Annotated in this window: 11 protein-coding genes and 3 tRNA genes; all 14 read left to right on the forward strand. The window is 63.8% G+C overall.

Going from position 1 to position 14315, the window contains the following annotated elements:
- Positions 1–338 precede the first annotated feature (338 nt).
- The 14 genes from ENJ37_01675 (at position 339) to ENJ37_01740 (ending at position 13773) form a co-directional block, all read left to right on the forward strand.
- Positions 339–1235 carry an SCO family protein gene (locus ENJ37_01675; protein ID HHL39195.1) on the forward strand — a complete coding sequence of 299 codons (897 nt, stop codon included), beginning with the start codon at positions 339–341 and terminating at the stop codon, positions 1233–1235.
- 337 nt (positions 1236–1572) lie between these two features.
- Complete coding sequence (locus tag ENJ37_01680; protein ID HHL39196.1) at positions 1573–3270, forward strand: hydrogenase iron-sulfur subunit; 1698 nt, start codon at positions 1573–1575, stop codon at positions 3268–3270.
- Positions 3267–3803, forward strand: a complete 537-nt coding sequence (locus ENJ37_01685) for a hypothetical protein (protein ID HHL39197.1) — start codon at positions 3267–3269, stop codon at positions 3801–3803. Before ENJ37_01680 ends, ENJ37_01685 begins: the two co-directional genes overlap by 4 nt.
- Positions 3804–3935: 132 nt before the next feature.
- Positions 3936–4018: transfer RNA gene (locus tag ENJ37_01690), tRNA-Leu, on the forward strand.
- A 77-nt stretch (positions 4019–4095) separates the two neighbouring features.
- The gene (gene tig / locus ENJ37_01695) at positions 4096–5394 is read left to right on the forward strand and encodes a trigger factor (protein ID HHL39198.1); all 1299 of its coding nucleotides are present in this window, start codon (positions 4096–4098) and stop codon (positions 5392–5394) included.
- A 1-nt stretch (position 5395) separates the two neighbouring features.
- Positions 5396–5980 carry an ATP-dependent Clp endopeptidase proteolytic subunit ClpP gene (gene clpP, locus ENJ37_01700; protein HHL39199.1) on the forward strand — a complete coding sequence of 195 codons (585 nt, stop codon included), beginning with the start codon at positions 5396–5398 and terminating at the stop codon, positions 5978–5980.
- Positions 5981–6103: 123 nt separating this feature from the next.
- A complete protein-coding gene (gene clpX / locus ENJ37_01705; protein ID HHL39200.1) occupies positions 6104–7366 on the forward strand; it encodes an ATP-dependent Clp protease ATP-binding subunit ClpX in 1263 nt (420 codons plus the stop codon).
- 114 nt (positions 7367–7480) lie between these two features.
- Positions 7481–9883, forward strand: a complete 2403-nt coding sequence (locus ENJ37_01710) for an endopeptidase La (GenBank protein ID HHL39201.1) — start codon at positions 7481–7483, stop codon at positions 9881–9883.
- A gap of 113 nt (positions 9884–9996) precedes the next feature.
- Positions 9997–10281 (forward strand): HU family DNA-binding protein, encoded by a 285-nt coding sequence (locus ENJ37_01715; protein ID HHL39202.1) that lies wholly within the window; start codon positions 9997–9999, stop codon positions 10279–10281.
- A 322-nt stretch (positions 10282–10603) separates the two neighbouring features.
- A tRNA-Val gene (locus ENJ37_01720) sits at positions 10604–10679 on the forward strand.
- A gap of 41 nt (positions 10680–10720) precedes the next feature.
- A tRNA-Asp gene (locus ENJ37_01725) sits at positions 10721–10797 on the forward strand.
- Between the two features lie 194 nt (positions 10798–10991).
- On the forward strand, positions 10992–11645 hold the full coding sequence (gene ftsE / locus ENJ37_01730; GenBank protein HHL39203.1) for a cell division ATP-binding protein FtsE: 654 nt from the start codon (positions 10992–10994) through the stop codon (positions 11643–11645).
- Entirely contained in the window at positions 11645–12535 is an 891-nt protein-coding gene (locus tag ENJ37_01735; protein HHL39204.1) for an ABC transporter permease, read from the forward strand. Before ftsE ends, ENJ37_01735 begins: the two co-directional genes overlap by 1 nt.
- Positions 12532–13773, forward strand: coding sequence for a hypothetical protein (locus ENJ37_01740; protein HHL39205.1), 1242 nt, complete (start codon positions 12532–12534; stop codon positions 13771–13773). Before ENJ37_01735 ends, ENJ37_01740 begins: the two co-directional genes overlap by 4 nt.
- The last annotated feature ends 542 nt before the right edge of the window (positions 13774–14315 follow it).

The raw sequence follows: 14315 nt of genomic DNA on the forward strand, positions 1-14315 counted from the left end.
GGCCGGCAGGTCAGGCCGCGCCAGGGGGGATTTTTACGCCTTTGCGGCCTGACCTGCCGGCCGCCGCGGGCAGAGCGGCACGCGATGGGACTCCGATAAAGCCGCGTGGCCTTGACCCCTTTTGCGGAGGGTCCCCCGTCGGTGAAGGCGTTTCCATGGGGCGGGGAAGAGGAGGTGGCGGCGAAAAGCTGTTTTCCCTGGTCTCAAGACGTGTTATAATGTCTATTCCGCTCTGACGCAAGGACGTCCATATTGGAGGCGGACCCGGAGCCTTTCCGCCGATATGGCCGGCGCCGTCTCGCCGGGGTGCTCCGGAGCGCCGGGCGGGGCTTTTAAACATGGAGACAGGGAAACTGATGGAACGTATCCTCTTTGACTGCCTCGGCGCGCCTTTTCGCGCCGGCAGGCCCCTCTTCTGGGTCCTGCTGTGCGCCGCCATCTTCCTGTCTCCCCCTGCGGCCGGCTCTCAGCAGATAGACACCGAGACGCTGCGCAAGGCGGTGCTCGCCGCCGAGTGGGCCGAGGGCGTCCAGCTCGACAACTACAGGCTCGTCGACCAGGACGGCGTGGAGTTCGAGCTCTACGACTACTTCAAGGACGACCGCCCCCTGGTGATAGGCTTCATATACACCAGGTGCCCCCACATCTGCCCGACCATCACGGGAGCGCTCAAGAAGGCCGTCGACGAGGCCCGCAAGGAGTTGGGCGACTCCTTCGATGTCCTCACCATCGGTTTCGACACGGACCACGACACGGTGGAGAGCATACGCAACTACGGCCTGCGCTTCACCGACGACTTCAAGCGCTTCCGTTTCGCCGTCGGCGACCGCGAGACTATCGAAAAGCTCACCAAGCAGCTCGGCTTCTTCCACCGCCGCAAGGACGACGGTAGCTTCGATCACATAGACATGGTGAGCATCGTCAAGCCCGACGGCCAGGTCTACCGCCAGGTCTACAGCATACGGACCCAGGGGTACAAGCTCAAGGAACGCCTCTCGGAGATCATTTCGGGCCAGATACCCGAGGAGGGTCCCCCCTCCCTCATCGACCAGATAAAGTATTTCTGCTACCGTTACGACCCCTACAGCGACAGCTACGTCATAGACTGGCCGGTCTTCATCGGATTCTTCGTCCAGTTCGTGGTCATAATGATAATCATCGTCGCCGTCTGGGGAGGCCGTTTCGTGGCCTTTATCAAGAGACTCGCAGGTGGCGGCAAGTCAGCCCCGTCCTGAGTCGTCCTTGTAAAAAGTTTCGGAGACTCCGGTCAATTACCCTGGGGGAACCTTTCTGTAGAAGGGCCATAGCCCCACGTTTCCCCCGGCCCCCCTTCAAAGACTTTATAATTCCCTGCGGATCATCCTGATTTTGCAGGCAAGATCGGGATGCTCCGCAGGGCGTTAAAAGTTTTGGAGGGGTGTCTTGCCCGCATCAGCTGACCGGGGGTGCGGTCCTCTGGAGGTTCGGGCCGCAAAGGCGTAAGCAAATCCCGCCTGGCGCGGGCCGAACCTCCAGAGGACCGCCGGACAGCCGAATAACATACGAGGGAGCCGCTGGGGGAACCGTGGGGCTATGGCCCTTCTACAGCAAGGTTCCCCCACTGCAATAAATCAGAGCTTCCCTTATCCTGAGGGCGCCGTGGGCCTGCGGCCTCTGCGGAGGGTCTCCCCCGCGGCGGCCGGAGTCTCCTCGCATGGGAAGGTCTGTGTCGTTGTCTGTCGCAAGGAGCGTCGGCTTATGACGTATCATGAAGAGAGGACCGTCTTCAGGGTGGGGCCGGTGCACAGGCTGTGGCTGAGGCTCGAGCTCCTCGCAACGAGGATCACCAGCGCCGAGCTCAACCCCCTATACTACCTGGGCGCCATAGGGATATTCTTCCTGCTGGTCATCCTGGTCACCGGCATATACCTCTTCTTCTTCTACAACATCACTGCCGAGGGGGCCTATCCGTCGGTACAGTGGCTTACCGAAGAGCAGTGGTGGCTCGGCGGCATAATGCGCAGCGCGCACCGCTACGCCTCGCAGGGGCTCGTGGTCGTCATGGTCCTGCACGTGGCGAGGTGTCTCGTCACCGGCCGCTACCGGCACTGGCGGTGGGTGGCCTGGGTGACGGGCGTCGGTGCGGCGTGGATAGTCGTCATCGGAGGCATCTTCGGCTACTGGCTCGTATGGGACGAGACGGCCCAGCTTGCGGCCTCGCTCGCCTCGGCGATGATCGAGGCCGTGCCCATATTCGGCCTTCCCCTGCGGCTCAACTTCGCAAGGCCCGAGAACCTGACGGACCAGCTCTTCTACATCGTCTTCTTCATACACTTCGGCACCATAGTCTTTCTCTTCATACTGCTGTGGGTCCACCTGAGCAGGATCACCAAGGCCGTCATCAACCCGCCGAAGGCCATGGCCTACGCGCTCGTGGCCGTGCTGCTGCTCCTCTCCCTCGTGAAGCCGGCCGTGAGCGAGGGGCCGGCCCGTCTCGATGTCCTGCCGGGCGAGGTATACTTCGACTGGTTCTTCTTCTTCGTATTCCCGGCGCTCAAGTACGTCTCCGAGCATACGCTCTGGATCGGCATCATAGCGGCCACCCTGGCGGCCGGCGCCGTGCCGTGGATGGGGCGGGGACGCCGCCGCCGGGCCGTCGAGGTGAGCTACGAGGACTGCACGGGCTGCGAGCTCTGCATGGAGGACTGCCCCTACGTGGCCATAAAGATACGTCCCAGGACGGACAACCGGCCCTACGACCTGGAGGCGGTGGTCACGCCCCAGCGCTGCGCAAGCTGCGGCATATGCGTGGGCTCCTGCGATTACAGGGCCATAAACCTGCCGGACTTGACGGAGTTCGACGTGAAAGACCGCATAAGGGGGCTATGCGGCGAACTCGGCGGCGCGGAGGGCTCGGTGCTCGTCTTCCACTGTGCAAGGAGCGCATCGCTTGATGGCATAGCCGACGGAAGCGGGCGCATCGAGGGACGGCCGGCCGTTAGGGTCGTGGTGCTCCCCTGTATCGGCATGCTCCAGCCCTCGATGATAACCATCCCCTTCGAGGCCGGTGTGGACGGCGTGCTCATCGTGGGCTGCAGGCCCATGGACTGCCACTTCAGGCGCGGCAACGAGTGGGTTGCTGCGAGGCTTGCGGGGACGCGGCCGCCCGTGGTGCGCAGGACGGTGGACCGCACGAGGCTCAGGCTCCTGTGGCTCTCGGCCGTGGAGACCGGAGAGTTTTTGGCCGAGCTCGACCGCTTCGGCGCGGCGATGAAGGAAAGGACGCGGTGATGGTGCGGCAGGTCCTCAGAATATCGATCGTCGTGCTCGTCGTGATGGTGCCGGCCTTTCTGATGAACTTCGCCACCTACTCCTTCTACGAAGACGACGTCTCGGTCGTGAAGGTGGCCTTCAAGCACAGCGGCAAGCGTGTGGTGGACTGTGACGAGGAGGGGATACTGCTGCGCGAGGCGGCCCGCTACCGCGAGCTCTACAAGCAGACGGGCAGCGTGGAGATGGACATAGACGTTGTGGGCAAGTGCCCGCGCGAGCGCTGGCCCGTCTCGCTTCGGGTGGAGCTGGATTCGCAGACGCTGCTCGACAGGCGCTACATGCCGGCCGGCATACGCCGGGACCTGGCTACCTACATCTACGAAGAGTTCCTCGTGGAGCCGGGGCAGCACACCCTGCTCGTCAGGATGCATGACAGCGACCCGAAGACGGCGACGGCGGGGTACGTGCGGGAGGAGAAGGTCGAGCTGCGGCCCGGCAGGGTGCTCCTCATAAGGTTCGACGACAGGGCCGACGCCATCGTCTTCGAGTAGGCCGCCACGGGGGCGCGCGGTTGCGGCGGCGACAAGTTTTTGTTGCAAGCAGCCGACTTATAACATATAATAATTACTCAGGAAATCCCTTTGATTGTACAAAGGGATTTTTTCGTTGCGGCCCTTTTCCATGCGAGAGTGGCGGAATTGGCAGACGCGCCAGATTTAGGTTCTGGTGGGCGACCGTGGGGGTTCGACTCCCCCCTCTCGCACCACCCCCGGCCGCCGGAGGCTTCGGGGTCCTGCAACGCCGCGCCGGCGGATCAACTCAAGCGGAGAGGTTTCGGTAAGGATGATAAGCGCCGACAGCAGACTTAAGGTGGAAATCGAGGAACTGAGCCCCGTCAGGAAGCGCCTCACCATAGAGGTGCCCGGCGAGGAGGTGGAGCGCGAGATGGAGGCGGGCTTCAGGGCCGTGAGGGCGAAGGTCTCCATGGACGGCTTCAGGAAGGGCAAGGTCCCGCTGGGCATCATAAAGCGCAGGTATACGGGAGAGGTGATGAGCACGGTGGTGACGAAGCTCGTGGAGAAGACCTATCCCGAGGCGGTGGAGAGCGAGAAGCTCGAGCCCGTGGCTTCGCCCCAGGTGGAGATCAAGAACTTCGAAAGAGGGGTCGGCCTCTCATACACGGCCGTTGTGGACGTAAAGCCCAGGGTGGACGTGGAAGGCTACAGGGGCATGAGGCTCGAGGCCGTCGACGACACCGTGAGCGACGAGGAGGTGGAGGATGGGCTGCGGCGGTTGCGGGAGGCGCACGGCGAGTTCTCCGAGGTGGACAGGCCCGTGGCCCAGGGCGACCTCGCTGTGATCGACTTCGAGGGTTTCGTGGACGGCAGGCCCTTTACGGGCGGCAAGGTCGAGGACTACCAGGCGGTGCTCGGCTCGGGCAGGCTCATACCGGGCTTCGAGGAGGGCCTTGTCGGCGCCGCCGCCGGCGAGGAGCGAGAGGTGAAGGCCACCTTCCCGGCCGACTACAAGGAGAAGACGCTCGCCGGCAGGGAGGCCGTCTTCAAGGTGAAGGTCAAGGCCGTGAAGGAGAAGGTGCTGCCAGAGATAGACGACGCCTTTGCAAAGGACTTCCAGTGCGAGAGCCTCGAGGCGCTCAGGGAGAAGGTCCGCGGGGAGCTCTCCGCATCCAAGGCCGAGCGGGCCAGAGACAGGCTCAAGGCCGCGATCCTCAAGGAGCTGGTGGAGAAGAACCCCTTCGAGGTGCCCGATTCGCTGGTGGAGCGCTACCTTCAGGCCGTGCTCACGAACGTGCTCGAAAACGTGAAGCGCGGGCTCGTGCGGCTGGACGAGAAGGACGGCAGCGTGGAGGCCCTCAAGGCCCGTTACCGCCCCATCGCCGAGCGCCAGGCCAGGGGCGACATCATACTCGAGGCCATAGCCGAGAAGGAGGGGCTCGAACCCACGAGCGAGGAGACGGAGGCCTTCATAAAGGGGCTTGCCGAAAAGAGCAGGACCTCGCCCGAGGCGATGCGCGCAAGGCTGGAGAAGGAAGGCACCCTCGACGCCGTCGTCTCGAACCTGCGGGACGAGAAGGTATTCGATTTCATAATAGAGGGGCGCAAGTCCCCGCTGGAGGCGTGAGATGACGCTCATACCCATGGTGGTCGAACAGACCGGCCGCGCCGAGAGGGCCTACGACATCTACTCGAGGCTCCTCAAGGACCGCATAATCTTTCTCGGCAGCGCCATTGACGACAATGTGGCCAACCTCGTCATAGCCCAGCTGCTCTTTCTCGAGTCCGAGGACCCGGAAAAGGACATCCACCTCTACATCAACTCGCCGGGAGGGGTGGTGAGCGCCGGCCTCGCCATATACGACACCATGCAGTACGTGAAACCCGACGTCTCGACGATATGCATGGGGCAGGCGGCGAGCATGGGGGCGCTGCTCCTTGCGGGAGGGGCCAAGTCCAAGAGGTACGCCCTGCCCAACTCGCGCATACTCATACACCAGCCCCTCGGAGGGGCCCAGGGCCAGGCTACGGACATAGACATACAGGCCCGCGAGATACTGAGGCTCCGCAGGGAGCTCACGGCCATACTCGCAAGGCACACGGGGCAGCCGCTGGACAAGCTCCACAGGGACACGGAGCGCGATTTCTTTATGACTGGCAAGCAGGCTCTGGAGTATGGTATAATCGACAAGGTCATAGAGAAGCGCGGCTGAGCCCGGCCCGTCTTCCTGCCGCCGGCTCCGCAGTGCCGCCGGGGCCGGGGCGGTTGCGGGGGGCGCGGCGGCAGGGTCAAGAGGCGTGAAGGGCCGCGGCCCCGACTATAGGGAGGAATCGAGATGGCAGGCAACAAGAAAAGCGGCGGATACCTCACCTGCTCCTTCTGCGGCAAGGGCCAGGACGAGGTGCGAAAGCTCGTCGCCGGCCCCATGGTCTACATCTGCGACGAGTGCATAGAGCTCTGCAACGACATAATCGCCGAGGAGCACGAAAAGGACGAGATCCAGAAGAAGGCCAGGCACACGGTCCCCAAGCCCTCGGAGATAAAGCGCATAATGGACGAGTACGTCGTCGGCCAGGACCACGCCAAGAAGGTCCTCTCCGTGGCGGTCTACAACCACTACAAGAGGATCGAGAGCAAGGTCTCGCTCGGCGGCGTTGAGCTGCAGAAGAGCAACATCCTGCTGCTCGGCCCCACGGGCTCGGGCAAGACGCTGCTGGCCCAGACGCTTGCGCGCATACTGAACGTGCCCTTCACCATAGCCGACGCCACCACCCTCACCGAGGCCGGCTACGTGGGCGAGGACGTGGAGAACATCATCTTGAGCCTTCTCCAGAACGCCGAGTACGACGTGCAGCGCTGTCAGAAGGGGATCGTCTACATAGACGAGATCGACAAGATATCGCGCAAGACCGACAGCCCCTCCATAACGCGCGACGTCTCGGGCGAGGGCGTGCAGCAGGCGCTGCTCAAGATCATCGAGGGCTCGGTGGCGAACGTGCCGCCCAAGGGCGGGCGCAAGCACCCGCAGCAGGAGTTCCTCCAGGTCGACACGACCAACATCCTCTTCATATGCGGCGGCGCCTTCAGCGGGCTCGAGGAGATAGTGAGCCAGCGCATCGGAAAGAAGACCCTCGGCTTCAACGCCGACCTCGAGGGCCACAGGCCCAGCCCCGAAAAGGTGAGCAAGGACGTGCTCCACCACGTGGAGCCCCAGGACCTGCTGCGCTACGGCCTCATCCCCGAGTTCGTAGGCCGCCTGCCCGTCGTGGCCGTCCTCGACGAGCTCGACGAGAAGAGCCTTGTGCGCATACTGACCGAGCCGCGCAACGCCCTCGTCAAGCAGTACGAAAAGCTCTTCGAGTACGAGAACGTGAAGCTCAAGTTCACCGACGGCGCGCTGGCCGCCGTGGCCCGCGAGGCCACCAAGCGCAAGACCGGCGCCAGGGGCCTGAGGGCCATACTCGAAAACTCCATGCTCGACATCATGTACGAGCTTCCCTCGCAGTCCAGCATAAAGGAGTGCATCATAAACGAGGACGTCATACTGGACAGGGGAAAGTCCATTATCGTCTACGAGAACAGGGCCGAAAGCGCCTGAAGAGGACCGGCGCCGCACTGCCGCGGCGGGCTGCGCGGGGAGCCTCGTAAGAGGCGCCCCGCCGGGGCTCCCGGCGCCGGCGCCACTCGGCGGTGATATAAGGAGGAGAGTCTCTTGAGAAGCGACAGACACGTCGTTCCCCTCATCCCTTTGAGGGATATAATCATATTTCCATACATGGTGGTGCCGCTCTTCGTGGGGCGGGAGAAGTCCATCAAGGCGCTCGAGTACGCCATGGACAACGACAAGAGCATACTGCTGGCCGCCCAGAAGAAGGCCAAGCTCGACGACCCCGGGCCCAAGGACATCTACGACGTCGGCACGCTCGGCACCATACTGCAGCTTCTGCGGCTGCCCGACGGCACGGTCAAGGTCCTCGTGGAGGGCAAGCGCCGCGCGCGCATAAAGGGATACCTGCCCGGCGAGGAGTGCTTCGTCGTCGACGTCGAGGAGGCGGCCGACGTGGAGGACGGCGGCGTGGAGACCGAGGCCATGATGCGCTCGGTGATCCGCTCCTTCGAGACCTACGTGAAGCTCAACAAGCGCATCCCGCCGGAGATGATCATGAGCGTGTCGGCCATAGACGACGCCGGACGGCTCGCCGACACCATAGCCTCGCACCTGACGGTCAAGATCGAGGACAAGCAGCGTCTGCTCGACATCACCGACCCCACCAAGAGGCTCGAGATCCTCTACAAGATGCTCGAGAGCGAGATAGAGATCCTCGAGGTCGAGCAGCGCATAAAGCAGCGCGTCAAGCGCCAGATGGAGAAGACGCAGAAGGAGTACTATCTCAGCGAGCAGATGAAGGCCATCCAGAAGGAGCTCGGCGAGAAGGACGACCTCAAGAGCGAGATAGACGAGTTCGAGGAGCGCATCAAGGCCAAGAAGATGAGCAAGGAGGCCGTCAAGAAGGCCCGCCAGGAGCTCAAGAAGCTTGGCTTCATGAGCCCCATGTCGGCCGAGGCCACGGTGGTGCGCAACTACGTGGACTGGCTCGTGAGCCTGCCCTGGGGCGAGGTGACCGAGGAGAAGAGGGAGATCGAGGAGGCCGAGAAGGTCCTCGACGAGGACCACTACGGCCTCAAGAAGGTGAAGGAGCGCATAATAGAGTATCTCGCCGTGCGCAGCCTGGTGGACGAGATGAAGGGGCCCATACTCTGTCTCGTCGGCCCGCCGGGCGTGGGCAAGACCTCGCTTGCCAGGAGCATGGCCAGGGCCACGGGCCGCAGGTTCGTGAGGCTCTCGCTGGGAGGCGTCAAGGACGAGGCCGAGATCAGGGGCCACAGGCGCACCTACATAGGCTCCATGCCGGGCAAGATCATCCAGTCGCTCAAGAAGGCGGGCTCCAACAACCCCGTCTTCCTCCTCGACGAGGTGGACAAGATGAGCCACGACTTCCGCGGCGACCCGGCGAGCGCGCTTCTCGAGGTGCTCGACCCCGAGCAGAACCACACCTTCAACGACCACTATCTCGACTGCGACTACGACCTCTCGAAGATCATGTTCGTCACCACCGCCAACTCGGTGCAGGGCATCCCCTATCCCCTCCTCGACAGGATGGAGATAATAAGGATCCCAGGCTACACCGAGCAGGAGAAGCTCCACATAGCCGAGAAGTTCCTGCTGCCCAAGCAGATAAAGCTCCACGGCCTTACGGCCGACAACATCGAGATGGGCCGCGCGGCGCTTCTGACCGTCATCCGCCGCTACACCAAGGAGGCGGGAGTGCGCAACCTCGAGCGCCAGCTCGCAACGGTCTGCCGCAAGGTGGCAAAGGAGATACTCAAGAAGGGGAGGGACACGAAGGTGAAGGTCACCTCCCGGCTCCTTGCCAGGTACCTGGGCGTGCCGCCGTACCGCTACGGCAGGATCGAGGAGCGCGACGAGGTCGGCGTGGCCACGGGGCTTGCCTGGACCGAGGCGGGCGGAGAGCTGCTTCCCACCGAGGTGGCCATCATGCCGGGCAAGGGCAAGCTCATCGTAACGGGAAAACTCGGCGACGTGATGCAGGAGTCGGCCCAGGCGGCCATGACCTACATCAGGAGCCGCGCCCTGCGCTTCGGCCTGGACAAGGACTTCTACCAGAAGGCGGACATACACATCCATCTGCCCGAGGGCGCCATACCCAAGGACGGTCCCTCGGCCGGCATAACCATGGCCACGGCCATAGCGTCGGCCTTTCTCCGGGTGCCCGTAAGAAAGAGCGTGGCCATGACGGGCGAGATCACGCTGCGCGGCAAGGTCCTGCCCATCGGGGGGCTCAAGGAGAAGATACTGGCGGCCCACCGCGGCGGTATCCCCACGGTGCTCGTCCCCAGGGAGAACGAAAAGGACCTCAAGGAGATACCGGCGTCGATCCTGAGGAAGGTAAAGGTCGTGCTCGTCGACCACATGGACGACGTGCTCCGCCACGCCCTGGCCGTGGACGACGAAAAGCAGATATTCAGGGAGGCCGAGGAGGACTACGGCAAGGGCGGCGCTCCCGCCGTGCGCGAGGACGTGGTAAGGCACTGAACGGCGCGGGCACGGCACTCTCACGGCGGCTGCGGCGAATTATTTCCTTGACATGAGGACTTAAAGTTGATAGAGATGTTCAGGTCACGTCATATCGCGAAAGGAGAGAGGATATGACCAAGGCAGAGCTCGTTGCCGCCGTCGCCGCCGACACCGGTCTCACCAAGGCCGACGCCGAGAAGGCGCTCGCCGCCGTCATCGCCAACATAACGAAGGCGCTGAAAAAGGGCGACCCCGTGAGCCTCGTGGGATTCGGCACCTTCGACGTGTCCAGGCGCAAGGCCCGCAAGGGACGCAACCCCCAGACCGGCGAGACCATCAGGATACCGGCCGCCAAGGTGCCTCGCTTCAGGGCCGGCAAGGGTCTGAAGGAGGCCGTACAGAGGAAGAGAAAGTAAGCCGGGGGCCGGTGGGCCATCGCACAGGGGGCCAGCGCACAGGGGGCATCGCACAGGGGGCATCGGATGGGGGTCCAGCGCGCAGGGGGCCAGCGGATGGCCTGTCTTCCCACGCCGGCCCTGACCGGGCCGCGCCGGGGTGTGGTGAGGGTGGTGACTGCCGCAGAAGGCGCCTCTCGCTGTGAGAGGGGGCTGTGAGAGGGGGGCGTCTCTCCCGGCGAGGCGATGGCCGGGGCCGGGGGGCGGGGGCGATAGCCCGTTGGGGGCGCCGCCAGAGGGACCTGAGGGATCGGGGGCGTTGCCCGAGGGAGTCGCTGCTTGCGGGCGGATAGCTCAGTCGGTAGAGCGCAGCCCTTACAAGGCTGAGGCCACAGGTTCGATCCCTGTTCCGCCTACCAGAAATGAGAGATTCACCTTCACGGTGACAAGCGGTTTTCATGGGGCCGTAGTTAAGTTGGTTATAACGCCGGCCTGTCACGCCGGAGGGCGCGGGTTCGAGTCCCGTCGGCCCCGCCATAAGACTGCTCGAAAAGATACCCGTCCAGCTCCAAAGCGGACGGGTATTTTTTTGGGATGCCCGTTGCCGGCGAGCGCCGGACCGGGCGGTCCGCTGGCGGCGCTATTGCGGACAAACGCTGCCGCGGGGCTTGACACGGGGGCTCCGAACTGGGATAATAGCCGCTTAAGATGCCGATTTCTCTGGGCTTATCATGATCCAGCTCTTTCACGTCTCCAAGCACTACGAGGGGGGCTTCCGGGCCCTCACGGACGTGAGCCTCAAGGTCGGCAAGGGGGAGTTCGTCTTTGTGACCGGGCCGAGCGGCGCCGGGAAGACGACGCTGCTCAAGATAATGTTCGGCACGGAGCAGCCCACGGACGGACACATCATCATCGACGGCCGCAACTACGACAGGATACCCCAGGCGCAGATACACCACCTGCGCCGTCGTATCGGTTTCGTCTTCCAGGACTTCAAGCTCATAGCCAAGAAGAGCGTCTTCGAGAACGTGGCGCTCACGCTCAAGGTCATGGGGGTAAGGCCCCTGGAGGTAAAGAAGAGGGTGCTGCGCGCCCTCTCTTACGTGAGGCTCCAGCATAGGGCCAACTTCAGGCCGCTGAGCCTGTCGGGCGGCGAGCAGCAGCGGGTGGCCATAGCGAGGGCGCTGGTGAAGGAGCCCGCGATCCTGCTGGCCGACGAGCCTACGGGCAACCTCGATCCCGCCCTGGCCATGGAGATAATGGGGCTCTTCAGGGAGGTCAACAACAAGGGGACCACCGTCGTGGTGGCCACTCACGACCACGCCGTCATATCCCGCTTCAACAAGAGGGTCGTCACTCTCGAGGGCGGGAAGGTCGCAGGCTGATGGGGGCCGCCTCCAGTCTCCTCTACGCGGCCCAGAGCGCCGTCCAGGGGTTGAGGGAGAACCTGGTCACCACCTTCCTGACGGCCGTGACCGTGGGCTTCGCCCTCGCCATCTTCGCCTTCTTCCTCGTCGTCTTCGTCAACGTCAACTCCATGCTCGAGGCGTGGAGCGACCGCACCCACATTGTGGTCTACCTCGACGACGGGGCCGTAAAGGACGTGGAGGCCCTGAAGAAGAAGGTGGCCGCCCTTGCGGGCGTTGTGGGCGTCCGTTACGTCTCGAAGGTCGAGGCCCTCGCCGCGCTCAAGGAGGATCTCGAGGGCCACGAGGAGCTTCTCGACGGCGTGGGGCCCGACGCCCTGCCGGCCTCCCTGGAGGTGAAGCTCGACGCGGAGAGCATCGAGAGCGGCGGGCTTGAGAGGGTGGTGTCGGTCATCAGCGGCTTCGACTGGGCCGCCGACGTGCAGTACGGAGCCGAGTGGGCCGAGCGTTTCGCCTCCATCGTCCGCTTCGTCGAGGGACTCGCCCTCTGGCTCGGCGTCTTCCTGCTCGCGGCGGCGGTCTTCATCATATCGAACACCATACGCCTCACCGTATACGCAAGGCGCGAGGAGATCGAGATCATGAGGCTCATCGGGGCCTCGGCCCGGTTCATAAGGGTGCCCTTTCTCATCGAGGGTATCGTACAGGGGCTCATGGGAGGCGCGGCGGCGGCGCTCATGCTGCTGGCCGCAAGGCGTCTGCTCTCGGCGCGCATACCCGCCCACTTCGCTTTCGTGCTGGAGCTGCCCGTAGGCGCCGCGGAGACCGCGGTGCTCCTGGCGGCGGCGGGTGTGATCCTGGGGGCGGCGGGCAGCGTCTTCTCGCTGGGCAGGTTCCTGAAGGTATGAGCAAGGGGGGCGCGGCAGGGAGAAGCCCCGGGGCGGGCGGTCGGCCCCGGCAGGCGCGCGTGGGCGCAGGTGCCGCAAGGGCCGCGGCCGCGGCCCTTGCGGCCGCGCTGCTTGTGAGCGCGGTCCTCTCCGGCTGGGACGGTGTCCTTGCGGCGAGCCGCGAGCTCGTGAGGAAGGAGAAGAAGCTCGAGGACCTCAAGCGCAAGCTGCGCGAGGAGAAGAAAAATCTCAGCTCCATCGAGAAGCGCGAGGTCTCGGTGCTCGGCGAGCTCGAGAGGCTCGGCAAGCTGCTCGCCCGCCTCCGCCGCGAGCACCGCGGCCTCTCGGCCTCGCTCAGACGCGTAAAGGGCGAGATAAAAAAGAAAGACCGCCGCATCGGCTCGCTCGAAAAGAAGCGCTCCGAGCTGGGCCAAAGGCTCGAGCGTCGGCTGCGGGCCATGTACCTCATGCGAAACGGCTCATCGCTACGGGTGATCGCCTCGGCCTCCGGGGCCGACGAACTGGGGCGCAGGCTCCTCCATCTTGCGCGCATCATGGAGGCCGATACGAGGCTCGTAGAGGAGTGCGAAAGGCTGCTCGCCGAGCTGCGCCGCGAGCGCCGCAGCCTAGCCGCCCTCAAGAGCAAGCGCCTCGCGGCGATAAGGGACATAAAAAAGAAGCAGCGGCAGATAATGGCCGCCCGCCGCAGCAAGACGGCCCTTCTTCGCAGCGTCGAGCGCGAGAAGGCCAGGCACCTCGCCGTCGTCTCGGAGCTTGAGAGCGCGGCAAGGGAGCTCACCGCCCTGGTGACGAAACTCCGGCGCCGGAGGGGGGGCTTCGACTCGACGAGCGGCTTTGCCGCCATGAAGGGCAGGCTCGCCATGCCCGTGAAGGGCAAGGTCGTGAGTCTCTACGGAAAGGTCACCCACCCGGAGTTCAAGACGGTGACCTTCAACAACGGCATAATCATCGAGGCCCCGCTCGGCGAGCCCGTGAGGTCCGTCTACGACGGCGAGGTCGTCTACGTGGGCTGGCTTCGCGGCTACGGACAGGTCATGATAGTGGACCACGACGGCGGCTTCTACACGCTCTTCGCTTACCTGTCGAGGGTCGTCAAGGAGCGCGGCGAACGCGTGAAGGCCGGCGAGGTCATCGCCAGGGTCGGGGACTCGGGGCCCCATGACGCTCCCGCCCTCTACTTCGAGATACGCCAGCGCGGCGTGCCGCGCGACCCGCTTGGCTGGATCGCCTCGAGGTAGACGCCCTTTGCGGGCGGCGTGGCGGTCCGGGGCGGCGCGGAACGTCAAGGCATCGGAAGTCTTTGAAGGGGGCTTGCCCGCACAAGCTGCGCGGGGGGCGGTCCCCTGGAGGTTCGGGCCGCAAAGGCGTAAGAATCCCGCCTGGCGCGGGCCGAACCTCCAGGGGACCGCCAAACAGCCTGATCACATACGAGGGGGCCGCAGGGGGAAACGTGGGCCGATGGCCTTCTTCAGATAGTTTCCCCCAGAGTAATAAATAAGGAAGCTCTGATTAATTACCCTGGGGGAAACTTTCTGTAGAAAGTTTCCCCCAGACCCCCTTCAAAGACTTTCAATACGACTTGGTTTCCCCCTGTTTTGCTTGGCAAAACAGGGGGAAACCAAGTCGCATTAAAAGTTTTGGTAATGGTCAACGAATCCGGACCAAAGTTTGTTGTATTTCGTTATAGCCGGTACGCTTTAAGAGCCTGTAAATCAAAGGGAAAATATCTTCCTTACGGTGATTGAACCTGAAAGAAACTTCACCGAGAAAAAGATGAAAA

Source organism: Deltaproteobacteria bacterium (assembly GCA_011375175.1).
Taxonomy (GTDB): domain Bacteria; phylum Desulfobacterota; class GWC2-55-46; order GWC2-55-46; family DRME01; genus DRME01.

Excerpts from the sequence above, each read along its gene's own strand:
- tig (HHL39198.1), top strand. The coding sequence starts at position 4,096 with ATGATAAGCGCCGACAGCAGACTTAAGGTGGAAATCGAGGAACTGAGC.
- ftsE (HHL39203.1), top strand. The coding sequence starts at position 10,992 with ATGATCCAGCTCTTTCACGTCTCCAAGCACTACGAGGGGGGCTTCCGG.
- ENJ37_01675 (HHL39195.1), top strand. The coding sequence starts at position 339 with ATGGAGACAGGGAAACTGATGGAACGTATCCTCTTTGACTGCCTCGGC.
- ENJ37_01715 (HHL39202.1), top strand. The coding sequence starts at position 9,997 with ATGACCAAGGCAGAGCTCGTTGCCGCCGTCGCCGCCGACACCGGTCTC.
- ENJ37_01735 (HHL39204.1), top strand. The coding sequence starts at position 11,645 with ATGGGGGCCGCCTCCAGTCTCCTCTACGCGGCCCAGAGCGCCGTCCAG.
- ENJ37_01680 (HHL39196.1), top strand. The coding sequence starts at position 1,573 with ATGGCCCTTCTACAGCAAGGTTCCCCCACTGCAATAAATCAGAGCTTC.
- clpP (HHL39199.1), top strand. The coding sequence starts at position 5,396 with ATGACGCTCATACCCATGGTGGTCGAACAGACCGGCCGCGCCGAGAGG.
- ENJ37_01740 (HHL39205.1), top strand. The coding sequence starts at position 12,532 with ATGAGCAAGGGGGGCGCGGCAGGGAGAAGCCCCGGGGCGGGCGGTCGG.
- clpX (HHL39200.1), top strand. The coding sequence starts at position 6,104 with ATGGCAGGCAACAAGAAAAGCGGCGGATACCTCACCTGCTCCTTCTGC.